This is a genomic window from Algibacter sp. Ld11, from assembly GCF_045066735.1.
Taxonomy (GTDB): domain Bacteria; phylum Bacteroidota; class Bacteroidia; order Flavobacteriales; family Flavobacteriaceae; genus Algibacter.
This window is the reverse complement of sequence record NZ_JBISHH010000005.1, coordinates 146622-160252: the sequence shown is the minus strand read 5'-3', so window position 1 is coordinate 160252 and position 13631 is coordinate 146622. Positions and strand designations below refer to the sequence as shown.

At 32.7% G+C, this 13631-nt stretch carries 18 protein-coding genes; 4 read left to right on the top strand and 14 right to left on the bottom strand.

Features of this window, described 5'->3' with window-relative positions; all coding sequences use genetic code 11:
* Positions 1 to 58: 58 nt before the first annotated feature.
* From ACJJV4_RS02695 to ACJJV4_RS02665, 7 genes are all read right to left on the bottom strand, one after another.
* Positions 59 to 220, bottom strand: a complete 162-nt coding sequence (locus ACJJV4_RS02695; protein ID WP_405291866.1) for a DUF1328 domain-containing protein — start codon at positions 218 to 220, stop codon at positions 59 to 61.
* 350 nt (positions 221 to 570) lie between these two features.
* Positions 571 to 753: a hypothetical protein gene (locus ACJJV4_RS02690; RefSeq protein ID WP_405291868.1), complete on the bottom strand. Its 183-nt coding sequence runs from the start codon at positions 751 to 753 to the stop codon at positions 571 to 573.
* Between the two features lie 75 nt (positions 754 to 828).
* Complete coding sequence (locus tag ACJJV4_RS02685; RefSeq protein ID WP_405291866.1) at positions 829 to 990, bottom strand: DUF1328 domain-containing protein; 162 nt, start codon at positions 988 to 990, stop codon at positions 829 to 831.
* A gap of 241 nt (positions 991 to 1231) precedes the next feature.
* Positions 1232 to 1681, bottom strand: coding sequence for a PA2169 family four-helix-bundle protein (locus ACJJV4_RS02680; RefSeq protein WP_405291864.1), 450 nt, complete (start codon positions 1679 to 1681; stop codon positions 1232 to 1234).
* 318 nt (positions 1682 to 1999) lie between these two features.
* Positions 2000 to 2206 carry a DUF6327 family protein gene (locus tag ACJJV4_RS02675; RefSeq protein WP_405291862.1) on the bottom strand — a complete coding sequence of 69 codons (207 nt, stop codon included), beginning with the start codon at positions 2204 to 2206 and terminating at the stop codon, positions 2000 to 2002.
* Positions 2206 to 2553 carry a hypothetical protein gene (locus ACJJV4_RS02670; protein WP_405291860.1) on the bottom strand — a complete coding sequence of 116 codons (348 nt, stop codon included), beginning with the start codon at positions 2551 to 2553 and terminating at the stop codon, positions 2206 to 2208. The genes ACJJV4_RS02675 and ACJJV4_RS02670 overlap by 1 nt, the downstream gene beginning before the upstream one ends.
* Before the next feature lie 24 nt (positions 2554 to 2577).
* Entirely contained in the window at positions 2578 to 2907 is a 330-nt protein-coding gene (locus ACJJV4_RS02665) for a YtxH domain-containing protein (RefSeq protein WP_405291858.1), read from the bottom strand.
* A gap of 199 nt (positions 2908 to 3106) precedes the next feature.
* Here ACJJV4_RS02665 and ACJJV4_RS02660 point away from each other — a divergent pair, with 199 nt between their 5' ends.
* Complete coding sequence (locus tag ACJJV4_RS02660) at positions 3107 to 4462, top strand: NAD-dependent succinate-semialdehyde dehydrogenase (protein ID WP_405291856.1); 1356 nt, start codon at positions 3107 to 3109, stop codon at positions 4460 to 4462.
* Positions 4463 to 4623: 161 nt separating this feature from the next.
* Here ACJJV4_RS02660 and ACJJV4_RS02655 read toward each other — a convergent pair whose 3' ends face one another.
* The 7 genes from ACJJV4_RS02655 to ACJJV4_RS02625 all read right to left on the bottom strand — a co-directional run bounded on the left by ACJJV4_RS02655 (position 4624) and on the right by ACJJV4_RS02625 (position 10448).
* Positions 4624 to 6018, bottom strand: coding sequence for an NAD-dependent succinate-semialdehyde dehydrogenase (locus tag ACJJV4_RS02655; RefSeq protein WP_405291854.1), 1395 nt, complete (start codon positions 6016 to 6018; stop codon positions 4624 to 4626).
* Positions 6019 to 6062: 44 nt separating this feature from the next.
* Positions 6063 to 6371 carry a hypothetical protein gene (locus tag ACJJV4_RS02650; RefSeq protein WP_405291852.1) on the bottom strand — a complete coding sequence of 103 codons (309 nt, stop codon included), beginning with the start codon at positions 6369 to 6371 and terminating at the stop codon, positions 6063 to 6065.
* A gap of 114 nt (positions 6372 to 6485) precedes the next feature.
* Positions 6486 to 6785 carry a ribosome hibernation-promoting factor, HPF/YfiA family gene (gene hpf / locus ACJJV4_RS02645; protein WP_405291850.1) on the bottom strand — a complete coding sequence of 100 codons (300 nt, stop codon included), beginning with the start codon at positions 6783 to 6785 and terminating at the stop codon, positions 6486 to 6488.
* Between the two features lie 50 nt (positions 6786 to 6835).
* Complete coding sequence (locus ACJJV4_RS02640) at positions 6836 to 7477, bottom strand: NADPH-dependent F420 reductase (protein ID WP_405291848.1); 642 nt, start codon at positions 7475 to 7477, stop codon at positions 6836 to 6838.
* Between the two features lie 181 nt (positions 7478 to 7658).
* Positions 7659 to 8669, bottom strand: coding sequence for an AI-2E family transporter (locus ACJJV4_RS02635; protein ID WP_405291846.1), 1011 nt, complete (start codon positions 8667 to 8669; stop codon positions 7659 to 7661).
* Positions 8670 to 8776: 107 nt separating this feature from the next.
* Positions 8777 to 9682 (bottom strand): YihY/virulence factor BrkB family protein, encoded by a 906-nt coding sequence (locus ACJJV4_RS02630; RefSeq protein WP_405291844.1) that lies wholly within the window; start codon positions 9680 to 9682, stop codon positions 8777 to 8779.
* A gap of 133 nt (positions 9683 to 9815) precedes the next feature.
* Positions 9816 to 10448: an SDR family oxidoreductase gene (locus ACJJV4_RS02625; RefSeq protein ID WP_405291842.1), complete on the bottom strand. Its 633-nt coding sequence runs from the start codon at positions 10446 to 10448 to the stop codon at positions 9816 to 9818.
* A 257-nt stretch (positions 10449 to 10705) separates the two neighbouring features.
* Between ACJJV4_RS02625 and ACJJV4_RS02620 the strand changes: the two genes are divergently transcribed.
* The 3 genes from ACJJV4_RS02620 to ACJJV4_RS02610 all read left to right on the top strand — a co-directional run bounded on the left by ACJJV4_RS02620 (position 10706) and on the right by ACJJV4_RS02610 (position 13442).
* Positions 10706 to 10858 carry a hypothetical protein gene (locus ACJJV4_RS02620; RefSeq protein WP_405291840.1) on the top strand — a complete coding sequence of 51 codons (153 nt, stop codon included), beginning with the start codon at positions 10706 to 10708 and terminating at the stop codon, positions 10856 to 10858.
* 294 nt (positions 10859 to 11152) lie between these two features.
* The gene (locus ACJJV4_RS02615) at positions 11153 to 12385 is read left to right on the top strand and encodes a DUF6786 family protein (RefSeq protein WP_405291838.1); all 1233 of its coding nucleotides are present in this window, start codon (positions 11153 to 11155) and stop codon (positions 12383 to 12385) included.
* Positions 12386 to 12527: 142 nt separating this feature from the next.
* Entirely contained in the window at positions 12528 to 13442 is a 915-nt protein-coding gene (locus ACJJV4_RS02610) for a family 43 glycosylhydrolase (protein WP_405291836.1), read from the top strand.
* Positions 13443 to 13631: the final 189 nt, after the last annotated feature.

Here is a 13631-nt window from a genome sequence, read left to right as displayed (position 1 = left end):
GGTTAATTTATTATTGGTTTAATTAATTCTTGCTCCAATATTTGCAAGGTGTGTTTATTTATACGCTTTTTTTACCTCTGATTAAAGAGACTATAAATAGTACAATAAATATGAAGAATAATATTTTAGCGATGCTTGCCGCACCTGCTGCTATTCCTCCAAATCCGAAAACTCCGGCTATTAGTGCTAATATGATAAAAGTGACTGTCCAACGTAACATAGTAATTTTTTTTAAGGTTAATAAATCAGTTGATACTTTATCAACTTCCTTTATACAAAGATGCTTATAAACTGTCGTGTAGATTGCCGTAATCAGTTCTATTGTTAATCCATATAAGTTAGAGCGTAAAAAATTAAATGAAATAATTGCAAATAAATAATGCCGCTCTTTTAGAAATGATCTCAAAAAAAAAAGGAATGCTAAACAGCATTCCTTTTTTTCATTAAACACAAGTTAACTCATGTCTAAAAATAAATTCATAGTGAATAAGTCAGAACTAATTCCTTGATAATTTATAAAAATGATAATTTTGGTTTATAATTCAGTTCTGCTGTATTCGTGTATCGATATTAACTAGCATCATCAATTTCGTCTTCAATTTCTTCAACACCTTCTTCGATATTGTCTCCAGCATCATCAATAGTTTCTTCAACTTTTTCAGATGTCGATTTTTCATCTCTACAACTTGTAAAAGAAGAGATTGAAATGGTGAATAATAAGGCGTATGCTAAGAATAAGAATGATTTTTTCATTTTCTATATGTTTTAATGGTTAATGTATTATTGGTTTAATTAATTCTTGCTCCAATATTTGCAAGGTGTGTTTATTTATACGCTTTTTTTACCTCTGATTAAAGAGACTATAAATAGTACAATAAATATGAAGAATAATATTTTAGCGATGCTTGCCGCACCTGCTGCTATTCCTCCAAATCCGAAAACTCCGGCTATTAGTGCTAATATGATAAAAGTGACTGTCCAACGTAACATAGTAATTTGTTTTTAAGATTAATTTTCAGTTGATACTTTATCAACTTCCTTTATACAAAGATGCTTAATACCTAGGATGTAGATTGCCGTAATCGGTTCTATTGTTAGTTCATTTACGAATTAACCCAATAAAGAAGGGAGTTACGGTGATTAAAGCTAATGCTATTGTATAATAAATAGTTTTAAAACAAAAAAAAGGATGCCCGAAAGCATCCCTTTGTATTATTAAATATAAGTGGTATTAACTTAGATCTTCTAAAAACTTAATGGTGTTTAAGTCCGATTTAATGCTTTGCATCTGGTTACTTAGTAGGGTAGCTGTGCTTAATGGCAATGCAGTGTCTTTTAGAGCATCTTCATATTCTGCAACGGCAGCTTTTTCACCTCTAATAGATTCTTCTAACATAGATTCGGCGTCATTTGCAGAAAATAAGGCCTTGGTGTCCATCCAGGCTCTATGTACAGTTCCCGTTACGCTGCCACCTTTTTCTGGCTCTTCACCAAATTTTAAAATTTCGGCTTTTAAGTCGTGTCCAAAATTGTAACGTTCTTTACTACGTTTTTTAAAATATGGTTTTAATAAACTGTGGTCTGTGTTTTCTGCTGCTTTAGCATAACCTTTTTCAGCATCATATGTTTTTTCTAAAATTTCGTTTAGTTTGTTTCCTATTGTTTCTGTGTAAGTACTCATAGTATTTTTTGTTTTTAAATTAGTGGACTTTCTTTAATGATACAGCCCATTTAATATCACACTCAAATTTACTATTAATGAGAGGGTAACCTTAACGGAAACCATTTAGATATTAGCTCTAATGATAACTGGTCTATATTAGAAAGAACTTTAATTGAAGATTCTTTTTTAATTGAATGAAATTAGATCTAGTTTAAACTACTGATAATAAATAAAAGCTTCGGGACTACGCTTTAGAGTAAAAAAAAACAGCTAAACCTTTTAAAGTGTTTAGCTGTTTATGAGTATTATTTGTAAAAAAATCTTGGGAATATTTTACTATTTAATCATTTTTCGGAGTAGCATTAGTACGCCGTATTTTTTAATGCCTTTAAGCGCGGTGTTAATCCAATTGGCAGGAGTTAAATCTTCTTTTAATTGATGTTTCGTCAATTTTAGCTCTTCTAAATGTATCTCGCGTTGAATACTTAATAGATGTAGTTCCGTATTAATTTCCTCTAAGGAATTATAATTTTTCTTTTTCATTAGTCAAAATAGTTTTTAGAGAGTTTTTTAATAACGCTATTTTCTATCTTTTTTCTCAGTAAGTAAACAATACCGATTAAAACAAAAAACAGTCCTGCTATGCATAAGTAACCTAGAGCCGTACTTCCAAAGTATGAGCTTAAAGCGGCTGCTCCTGCAACAGCTAAAAATATAAGCGCCAACGTACAAAGTATAGCGTACATTGCTAGTTTTATACCCGCAGTAGATAAAATTGCTAACTGTTGAAATACTTTTAATTCAAAGTAATTCTTAGAGGTTTGCACATAATTTTCTCCTGTTTTTATAGCCTTTGAGCTGGTCTCGTCTAATGCTTCAATTATTCCCATTTATGATTTTTTTTATAGTTCTTATTATGATTTTTGAAGTTTTTTATTCTTCGCTTTAAGATCTGCTAATTTCGTTTCTAATGTAGAAATAACGTCTTCTGCTTTGTGACTTGCGTCTGATACAATATTATTTAATTGCGTATCTAAAGTTTCTCTTTTAGAGGCTACAGTAGAAGCAGCTTTATCTCTCATATCCAAAGTCGTTTCTGTAATGCTCTCTTTAGCAGCTTCTGCTTGCTCGGCAATTTTTTTTCTTGTTGCAGATCCTTTATCTGGAGCAAAAAGAATTCCTAATGCAGCACCAATTGCTGTTCCTGCTAATACTCCTAAAAATGTGTTTCCATTATTGTTCATGTTGTAAATGTTTTAAATTAATATTACTTCTTGTTTCTGTTACAAAGATGCAAGCTATTTACGGTTAGTATTAACGCAAACGCATAAAATATTGACTTAGTCGGCATATATGGATATGAGGTAAAATGTAAATGGATTGTGTTATCTTTATTGTTATTATGTGCATACCTTGTTGTGGTATATTTAAAAATAAATAATTATGATAACAACTAATAATCCCTTTACTAATGAGGATATAGAGACTTATAAATTACATACTGAGTCTGAAGTACAAGAAATAATTAATAAAGGCGCTAATGCTTTTAAAGATTGGAAAATGAAATCTATTGGTGATAGAACGGATATGCTTAATAAGGTATCTCAATTGCTATTAGAAAGAAAACAAGAGTACGCAGAACTCATGACCAAAGAAATGGGCAAACCTATTTCACAGAGTATAGCCGAAATCGAAAAGTGTAGTGCAGTTTGCGACTTTTATGTAAAAAATGCAGCTTATTTTTTAGCAGATGATATTATAAAAACCGATGCAAAGGAGAGTTTTATTAGTTATGATCCTTCAGGTATTATTTTAGCTATTATGCCTTGGAATTATCCATTTTGGCAAGTAATGCGTTTTGCCGCACCAACGCTTACAGCAGGAAATACGGCGATTTTAAAACACGCTAGTAATACTACTGGTTGTGCTTTGGCGATGGAGCAATTGTTTATAGATGCTGGATATCCTGTAGGTTGTTTTCAAACTGTATTAATCGGGCACGAAGATATTGAAACCATTATAGCTCATGAAAGTATTACCGGTGTTACGCTTACTGGAAGTGAAAAAGCAGGCCGAAGTATTGCTGCTCTAGCCGGAAAGCATTTAAAGAAATCGGTAATGGAATTAGGCGGAAACAACGCTTGTATTATTCTAGAAGATGCAAAATTAGAAAAGCATATCGATACTATAGTTATGGCGAGAATGCAAAATGCAGGACAAAGCTGTATTGCTGCTAAACGTTTTATTGTGGTCGATGCTATTTATGATAAATTTATAGAGGCTTTTAAAAAACGTGTTACTGAAATTAAAAAAGGAGATCCGATGGAGGAAGCTACCGAAATAGGCGTTATGGCTAGAAAGGATTTAGTAGAAGGCTTAGAAAAGCAAGTTGAAGACTCTATTAAAAAAGGCGCCAAAGTAACTTACGGTTATAATAATAACGGTAATTATTTTGAACCTACTATTTTAGAAAATGTTAAGCCAGGTATGCCAGCAGGAGATGAAGAATTGTTTGGACCTGTAGCAGCTATTATTCGTGTAGCAAATAAGAAAGAAGCTATAGAAACAGCAACACATTCTAAATTTGGTTTAGGTACCATGATATTTACAAAAGATTTAGAAGCAGCAAGAAAACTTGTTAGTAATATTCCTGATGGGGCATTTTTTATAAACGACATGGTAAAATCTGATCCGCAATTACCTTTTGGAGGAACAAAGGCTTCAGGTTATGGTCGCGAACTGTCTCAGGAAGGTATATTAGAATTCGTAAATAAGAAAACGGTATATATCAAGAAATAGAAATCTAATAGAATAGATTGAGTTAATATAAAAAGAGCCTTGTTATTAGGGCTCTTTTTATGTTTAGTACAAACAATAACCTCATCTTGAAATTAATTTCAAGATGAGGTTATTGTTATTTAATTTTGTTTAGTTTGTAAAGTCTATTCAAACTAAGCTTATTATTTTTGTTGTGTAATGGCTTTTGCATTAGTAAACTCGCGCACACCAAAACCACCGTGTTCTCTTCCGTACCCCGAATCTTTAACGCCTCCAAAAGGCATATTAGGATATGCTAAGCCGTAAGAATTAATATGTATCATTCCTGTGTCAAAATGATTTTTTGCTAGCTCTAAAGCTTTCTCTTCGTTTTTACTGAAAATTCCACCACCTAAACCAAACTTACTATCATTGGCAATACGCATAGCATCTTCATTATCTTTTGCTTTTATTAAAGAAGCTACAGGTCCAAAAAGTTCGTCGCTATATGCAGGTTGCCCTGGTTTTACGTTATCTAAAACTGTAGAAGGGTAGAAATAACCTTTTGTGTTTGGTATTTCTCCACCACATAAAATTTTAGCACCGTTTTCAACACTTTTTGTTACTTTATCGTGTAGCTCTTCTCTTAAATCTTTTCGAGCTATTGGGCCTAGATTGGTATCGGAATTTGTGGGATCACCGAGTTCCATACTCTCCATAAGGCTTACAAATTTTTCTTTAAAAGCATTATAAGCACTATCAACCACTATAAATCGTTTAGCGGCAACGCAGGTTTGTCCGTTATTATAAATTCTAGCTTTGGCACAAACTTCTGCAGCCAAGTCGATATCCGCATCATCTAAAACTACATAAGCATCGTTACTACCAAGTTCTAAAACGGTTTTCTTTAATACTTCGGCAGATTTTATGGCTACGTGTTTTCCGGCTCCAGAACTTCCTGTTAAGGTAACGCCTCTAACGGCATCGTTGGCAATAATTTCATCCGATACATCGTGATTAATAACTAGTACCTGAAACAAGTCTTTAGGAAGTCCTGCTTCTTCATATATTTTTTTCAGCATAATAGCCGATCCTGTTACGTTTTTAGCGTGTTTAAGTAAAACACCGTTTCCTGCCATTAAGTTGGCTATAGAATAACGAATAGGTTGGTATAACGGGAAATTCCATGGTTGAATACCGTAAATTACACCTATTGGCGAATAATGTATAGTTCCTTTTCCGCCATCATAAAGTGGTCTATGTTCATCTTGTAAATGTTTAAAGCCTTCTGTAGCGGTATAGTGGCAAATGCCAATACACAATTCTATTTCTTCATAACTCTGGGAAATTAGTTTACCCATTTCTTCAGTCATAAGTTTAGCATAAGCATCTTTATTTTTTTCTAAAGTTTTCCCAATAGATTGTATAATTTTTGCACGTTCGTCTAAAGACGTTAATTTCCAATCTAAAAATGCGTTGTGTGCATCTTTAACCTTACTGGCAGCCTCTTTGCTGTCCATGTATTCATATGTTGCTATTGTCTCTCCTGTTGCGGGATTAATAGTCTCAAATTTGGTTTTATCATTTGTATTACTCATAATGTTTTCTTTTTTTAATTTATATTTATCTACTCCAGCACTTTCTATTTCTCGGTTCTGCTTACATTGGCGCGCTCTGGAGCTTCTAAATTTTCGTTATCTTCACCGCCTTGCCCAAAAAGGGTGTTTTCTTCATCTGTAATAATTTGAGTGGTAATAATACCACTTCTGTTTCTTCCAGGAATGTCTAAATCTTTTCCTTGAAAATCTACCGATTCTTCGCGATCTATTAACAATCTATCATCTTCAGAATCTGCTCTCAGGCCTTTTTCTCCTATGGCACTAATATCATCTTCTGTAATGTTAGAATTATAAGTTTTATCTGCGGTTTTTTTATTTTCTGATGTTTTCATTGTATTTTATTTTAAGGTTAAACTGAAAATGGATTGATTTTAAATGAAATAGGTCTCAACATCCAAAAGATTGTTAAGACCATATTTAATCACTTATAATTTCTTCATAAGCTCTTATCTAGCTCCCATTTTATCTTTTGTCTTGTTTAGCTGAATTTCTAGGTCTTTAATGGTTTCAGCAATAGCTGCTTCGAAAGTTTCTGCATGTGTGGATGCAAATAATCTTGGACCAGGCAAACTTAAGCGTATGTCACAAATTTGTTCTTTATCGTCTGAGCGGTTTTGTACTTTAAAAAATACATCTGCTCGATGAACAAAGTTGAATTTTTTCTGTAAGGTTTCTAATTTTTCTTTAGTGATAGCTTCTAAGCTACTGCTTGCAGAAACATCGTGATATTCATATATAATTTGCATATGTTTTAGTTTTGATTAATTTCTTTTCATGAATTAAAGAAATTGTGGTGTTAAAATGATTTTTGAGAATGGATTGCATCTAAAAGCTCGTTTTTTGAAACCGACATGCCATAGATTTCTTGATCGGGATCCATAATTTTGGTATCACTTAAGTTCCCAACATAGACGGCATCGAAACCAATATCTTCAATAAGTTCTTTTACCACGTTTTTACTCCGCTCATCTTGCGCTGCAAAAGGGACTGAAAGTCTGTCTTTCGATCTAAAAGCGTAATTTTTTAAATGTTCTGCTTTTATGGTATTAAAAGCTTTGGCTGTTTTAGCAGTACCAAACTTCATGGCGGTATATTCCGATGCATTGTAATTAGCATCTCTAACATTTTTTGCCATATCGCCATCTCGTGATGGGTACGGGTTGGTCGCATCTAGAATGATACTATTTGCATATTCGCCAGCGTAAAGTTCAGCAATTTCGTCTACAGCTTTAAAAGGCATGGCTAATACATATACATCTGCTTTAGATTCAAAAGTTTCTGCTACAGTTAAAGCTTTGGCATTTGATTCAGCATCCTTTACAAGACTCCCTAATTCTTCGGGGTGTCTTGAGCTAAATAATACGTTATGGCCTGCTTGCGCCCAATGTTTTCCTAAGTTTCCTCCAATTTTTCCGCTTCCTATTATTCCTATTTTCATAATTGTATGTTTTTTATTCTGAAGTGTTTCAGAATGGTTCATTTTTCTTATTATCTCAAAATTACAACTCAATTACCGCGTGGGTTGACTTGTTTCCGTTCTTTTTTGATGCTATCCGTTATTAATGATAAACTGGTTGAAATGAAGACTTGTAAACTATATTGTAGTTGATGTGTAGTGCTTAATTAATTTCTCCGTATTGCTTTTTGTAAATGCGCAGTATGATAAGGAATAGACTAACTAATAAAGGCCCGAAAATTAACCCGATAAAACCAAATAGTGGTACCCCAACCAAAACGCCCACTAAGGTTATTAAGGGGTGTACATCGTCGAGCCTTTTTAAAATATATAGTCTAAACACATTATCTGTGGCCCCAATAGCCACAATACCATAAATTAATATTCCCCAAGCCTGGAAAGTGTCGCCGTTTGATAAGGCTAGTAAAAACACAGGAATAGTACCTAAAGCACTACCTACAAACGGAATCATAGACCCAACGGTAACTATGGCTGCCCAGAAAAATGGGTCGGAAATCCCAAAAATTAAAAAACCTATTAAACTCACCAAGCCTTGGCCTATAGCGACCAAAGGAATACCTAAAGCATTGGCTTTTACGTTAGCATTAGTTTCTTTACCTATAGTTTTTAGATTTTCATCTTTAATGGGGATATATTCAAATAACGATTCTTTTAATTTTTTTCTGTTAGTAAGCATAAAGAATAAAAGGAAATACATCAGGGTTATAGAAATAACCATATTAAATGTACCTCCAGCAAAATTTTGTAACTTATTTGATAACCAAGATGTAATGGCTCCAGTATCGATATCTGACGCCATGTTTATATTAAAATACGATTCTACTAAACCTAATTGCTCTTTACCAGCATTAATAACTTTCTGAGAATTATCAACTGCATATTGAACTTTACTTCCCATCATAACAGCTAAACCAGCTACGGGTACCATGATACATAAAAATGACATCAACATTAAAAAGATGGCTGCCATATTGGGATACCAACCTATATCAGTTAGTTTTTTCATGGGTTTTTTCAAAATAACATAAATAGTTATTGCTCCAAGAACACCGCTTAAATAAGGTAGGATTTCTTGAAATATGAGTACGCCCATGAGTATTATAAGTAGTAGTACAAAAACTTGTCTAATAATATTTGGGCTAATTTGTTTCATAAGAAGTATTGATTAATGGTTATTTTTCCATTACTTCAAAATTCAGGATTTAAAATGAAATCAATTAATGGTATCGATTAAAAAGTTAACTCGTATAGACCTGTGAGCTATTTTTTTATAATACCGATAGTCTTTGGCTCAATGCCTTTGCCATAACGTTTGGCATAGACATATGTAAATTCTGCACCAAAGAATAAGATAAGTGAAGAGTAGGAAACCCATAATAGAATTAGAACTATACTTCCGGCTGCTCCGTAGGTGGAACCTGGATCGGCTTGACCGAAATAAATACCTAGTAATAATTTACCAACAACAAATAGTATGGCGGTTAATATAGCACCAATCCATACAGTTCGCCATTTAATTTTGGCATCGGGTAAGTACTTAAACATTAAAGCGAAAAGTACTGAAATAATACCTACAGACAATACAAAATCTAATGTGTAAGCAATGTATAATAGAACATCTGGTAAGGCATCGCGTATGTAATTATTTAATGCGCTAATGGCTGCGGTAACTATAAAACTAACTAAAAGTAAAAAGCCTATAACCAATATGAAAGCAAAGCTTAAGGCACGATCGGTAATAATTTTCCAGATTTTAGCATTAGGATTGGTTTTTATTTTCCAAATTTCATTTAATGATATTTTTAGTTGATAAAACACACCTGTTGCACCAAAAAGTAGCGTACCAATACCGATAATGGTAGACAATAAATTACTTTCTGAATTTTGAGTTTCACTAATAATATTTTCTATAGCCATAGCTGCATCTTTACCTAAGGCGGCAGAAATTTCATCGGTTAATTGCCCTTGTACAATTTCTACACCCCAAATAGCACCGATTACATTTATTATAATCACTAGTAAAGCAGGTAGTGCTAATACAGTGTAATAAGCCACAATGGCACTGAGCCTAAAAGGGTCGTCGGCCATCCAAGAATTGTATGTTTCTTTTATTAAAGACGGAAGCTCTTTGATACCAAATTGATGTGTTGTTTGTAATTGTTCCATGCTACAGCGCAGTTTTAGCTGGGTTTTAAAAACCTAGATGAATAAAAATGAGTGTATTCCATTTATTAAAAAAGGTGTGTCTTTTTTATTGAAAAATAGAAAAGATACACCTTTAATTTTGAGTAAATATTTTTTATGCAGATAAGGTATCTAAGGCTTTCCCGATAAGTGTATCACCTTCTATAATTTCAAAAGTTTGGTTTATTGCTGCATCATCATGAAGTGATCTTACTAAGGTTTGAGCAACATCAGCCCTACTAATAGACCCGCTCTTATTCAAACTTTTTTGCAGTTCAATATGGTCTGTGGCTTTATTGTCCGTTAAGCTTCCTGGTCTAACAATAGAATATGTTAATTCGCTTAGTTTTAAATATTCATCAGCATTATGTTTAGCCATTAAATAATTTTTTAAGTCGCTTGCTTTTTCAGGATTTTCGGCGCCCATAGAGCTCAACATTACAAATTTTTTGACATTGGCTTTCTTTGAGGCATCTACTAATTTTTTTGCACCTTCTTGATCTACATCAACAACATTTTTCCCTCCAGAACCAGCTGCAAATATTACTTTATCTACACCTTCTAATGTGTGCGAGATATCTTTTTCTAAATCTCCTAAAACAGTTTTTATACCATCCTTTTTAAACTGTTTTTCTTGTTCGGCTTTGCGAACCATAGCAACAGGTTTAAAATATTGAGATGCGTTTAATAAGTTTACTATTTTTTTTCCGGTGGTACCATTGGCACCAGCTACTAATATATTTTCCATAATTTGTTTTTTTCAAAATTGCGAATTTTTGAGCTTTACTTTTGATTCAAAAAAAAATATTATTAACGCTAATGCGTTTAAAGGTAAAGTTGAGTCTTTAAAAAGTTCAGTTATTTTATTGCGTTAAAAATTTACAGTATTCCGTTAATCGGTTAGTGGTATTTGAAATATATTTGAATAAACACTAAAAAATAGATGAGATTATTATAATAATTTAATGGATCTCTTTATTAATAAATCAAAAAAATATAGAAAATATGAAGCAAGGAAAGGAAGATTTTAAATTTGTAAAAGAAAAGAATGATGATAAAGGAAATTATATTTTTCAGAAAGATAAACTAACGAGGTATGGTTTCTATTTCGTAGGTACAGTATTACTTATAATCGGCATTGTGCTTTTTACAGTATAAATAGACGATTCCTTGGCTAATGTAATGTAGTTTTCAGGGTGGTTTAATGATATATTAAAAATCTCGTTTTCAATAAGAAATCGAGATTTTTTTTTGCAATGATCTTTATTGTTATCAAGAATGTAAAAAGAGAGACTTTATGTTAGCTTTATCATTATAAAATATTTTATAATCAGAATTAGCTTTTAAATTGGCTACTTTTATATATAATTGATAACTTTTAAAAATTTTATGAAACATATACATCTAAAAAAACACTGTAACATAGGTTTTTTGTTATTATCAATATTATTTATGATTTCGTGTAATAATAAAAAGAAGACAAAAGAAGAAACCAAAACTAGGAATCTTGAACAACATTCACTAAAAGAAATAGAGGGCAATACCTACGGAGATGATGTTTCTTTCATGAAAGATTATGTGGATATAATTGAACTCACTGATGATTCGAATATGTCAATAGTGGCCGTTTCTGCTGCATTGCAAGGACGTGTAATGACAAGTAGTGCTGTTGGAGCAAAAGGAAGAGGTTATGGATGGATTAATAGGGAATTATTCAAATCTAGAGATACTTTAGATCACATTAATGTGTTTGGAGGAGAAGAACGATTTTGGTTAGGGCCGGAGGGCGGACAATATTCTATTTTCTTCAAGAAAGGAACTGAGTTTACCTTAGATGAGTGGTATACACCAAAATTAATAGATATAGAAAATTTCACCTTAAAAAGTGTATCATCAAATAAGGCCGTTTTCACTAAAAAGGCGTCATTAAAGAATTACTCTGGCTTTCAATTTGATTTAGGTATTGAGCGTGAGATTGCTGTTTTATCTAAAACTGAAATCCAAAAGGAATTAGGCGTAAATGTGCATTCAGATAAATTAAAAGCGGTTGCTTATCAAACTACTAATACGCTTACCAATTTAGGGGAAACAAATTGGGAAAAAGAAACAGGTTTACTTTCTGTTTGGTTGTTGGGCATGTTTAAGCATTCACCAAACACGACAATTATAGTGCCTTATGTTCAAGGTAATGAAGCTAAATTGGGTAAAATTGTAAATGATACTTATTTTGGAAAAGTACCTTCTAATCGTTTAGTTGCTAAAAATGGCGTTATATATTTTAAAGGGGATGGAGCTTTTAGAAGTAAAATAGGTTTATCGCCAAAAAGAGCAAAAAATATTGCTGGATCTTACGATTCTAAAAATGGTATTCTAACCCTTGTAAAATATAATAAACCCAAAAATGTAACCGATTATGTAAACTCCATGTGGGAGATACAAAATAAGCCTTTTGAGGGTGATGTTATAAATGCCTATAACGATGGAGAACCAGAACCAGGAGCAAAGCCTTTAGGGCCGTTTTATGAGTTAGAAACATCATCACCTGCATTGGGGTTAAAGTCCGGAGAAAGTGGCATACATGTACAATTAACATGCCATATAGAAGGAAATGAAACTAGCTTGAATCCTATTGTAGAAAAATTATTTGGAGTTTCTATTGAAGAAATCAAAAAGGCATTTTATTAAAACTAGAGTGATTTAACCAAAAAGCAAATTTTTAATTATGATTCTATTAAATAGAAATATGAGCTATTTTTTATTTTTTTTTACTATTTGTGCTTTTGTCTTAAGTAGTTGTAAGCATAAAGTTGAAAACGTAGCTAAAGATTTGAATATAAAAAAAACCATAAGTTTTACATACCAAGATATCTCTGGTATTGGAAAAGACTCAGTATACAACAGGCGTGATAATAGTGATATTATAAAAGTAGATAATACTTATTACATTTGGTATTCCAGAATGAATAGCCCAGTAACATCCGGGTATTGGGCGACTATTTGGTATGCGACTTCTAAAGATGAAGGTTATTCTTGGCAGGAGCAAGGCATGGCATTAGGTTTGGGAGCAGAGGGCGAATTTGATAGCCATTCTGTTTTTACTCCTAATATACTATCGTATAAAGGAAAATACTATATGTATTACACAGGAGTAAAGCCCACTCCAGGAAACGCTAAAGGCCAATTTGAAGGAAATCATACCACCGATTTTACTGCTTTTGGTCTTGCAGTAGCTAATAGCCCTGATGGACCTTTTGAAAGGGTTGAAAACAATCCTGTTTTAAAAATAAGTGATATCGCGGAAGATTTTGATAGTTATAGAATTGATGATGCTAGTTTATTGGTAAAAGATGAGAAGGTCTGGTTTTATTATAAAGGGCGATCTATAATTCATGGAAAAAAAGGACCAAGATTTACAAAAATGGGTGTTGCCATGGCGGAACAACCAGAGGGACCTTTTAAAAAATATAAAGAACCGTTAATTGATAAGGGACACGAAGTTTTAATTTGGAATTACGATGGAGGTATTGCATCATTAGCATCGTTAAGCAAATCAATTTATTGGGCCAATGATGGATTAGATTTTTCTTTAATCCATGAGAACCTCAAAAATATACCAATGGCTCCAGGCTTATACCGTCCGCACTTAGAAGGTGACAATTCTAGAACAACTATTCCTGGTTGGGGAATTTCGATGAAATATAAAAAAGGGCAGACTTATTTAGTTCGTTTTGAAATGAAATAATATGCTAAGCTTTTAGATTAAATTAAGCTATTTTTTTACGGGTATAAGAGTAAGAGATATTTGTGTTACGCATAAGTATCTCTTTCCTTTATTACATCCAATGCTCATTTTTGCTATATTTAATTTTTTACTATTTACGCTACTACTGAGCACTAAATAAGCCTTTTTCACCTTTTTAAAACCATTTGT

Coding starts and splice junctions, on each gene's coding strand:
- ACJJV4_RS02695 (WP_405291866.1), bottom strand. CDS start 220: ATGTTACGTTGGACAGTCACTTTTATCATATTAGCACTAATAGCCGGA.
- ACJJV4_RS02690 (WP_405291868.1), bottom strand. CDS start 753: ATGAAAAAATCATTCTTATTCTTAGCATACGCCTTATTATTCACCATT.
- ACJJV4_RS02685 (WP_405291866.1), bottom strand. CDS start 990: ATGTTACGTTGGACAGTCACTTTTATCATATTAGCACTAATAGCCGGA.
- ACJJV4_RS02680 (WP_405291864.1), bottom strand. CDS start 1,681: ATGAGTACTTACACAGAAACAATAGGAAACAAACTAAACGAAATTTTA.
- ACJJV4_RS02675 (WP_405291862.1), bottom strand. CDS start 2,206: ATGAAAAAGAAAAATTATAATTCCTTAGAGGAAATTAATACGGAACTA.
- ACJJV4_RS02670 (WP_405291860.1), bottom strand. CDS start 2,553: ATGGGAATAATTGAAGCATTAGACGAGACCAGCTCAAAGGCTATAAAA.
- ACJJV4_RS02665 (WP_405291858.1), bottom strand. CDS start 2,907: ATGAACAATAATGGAAACACATTTTTAGGAGTATTAGCAGGAACAGCA.
- ACJJV4_RS02660 (WP_405291856.1), top strand. CDS start 3,107: ATGATAACAACTAATAATCCCTTTACTAATGAGGATATAGAGACTTAT.
- ACJJV4_RS02655 (WP_405291854.1), bottom strand. CDS start 6,018: ATGAGTAATACAAATGATAAAACCAAATTTGAGACTATTAATCCCGCA.
- ACJJV4_RS02650 (WP_405291852.1), bottom strand. CDS start 6,371: ATGAAAACATCAGAAAATAAAAAAACCGCAGATAAAACTTATAATTCT.
- hpf (WP_405291850.1), bottom strand. CDS start 6,785: ATGCAAATTATATATGAATATCACGATGTTTCTGCAAGCAGTAGCTTA.
- ACJJV4_RS02640 (WP_405291848.1), bottom strand. CDS start 7,477: ATGAAAATAGGAATAATAGGAAGCGGAAAAATTGGAGGAAACTTAGGA.
- ACJJV4_RS02635 (WP_405291846.1), bottom strand. CDS start 8,669: ATGAAACAAATTAGCCCAAATATTATTAGACAAGTTTTTGTACTACTA.
- ACJJV4_RS02630 (WP_405291844.1), bottom strand. CDS start 9,682: ATGGAACAATTACAAACAACACATCAATTTGGTATCAAAGAGCTTCCG.
- ACJJV4_RS02625 (WP_405291842.1), bottom strand. CDS start 10,448: ATGGAAAATATATTAGTAGCTGGTGCCAATGGTACCACCGGAAAAAAA.
- ACJJV4_RS02620 (WP_405291840.1), top strand. CDS start 10,706: ATGAAGCAAGGAAAGGAAGATTTTAAATTTGTAAAAGAAAAGAATGAT.
- ACJJV4_RS02615 (WP_405291838.1), top strand. CDS start 11,153: ATGATTTCGTGTAATAATAAAAAGAAGACAAAAGAAGAAACCAAAACT.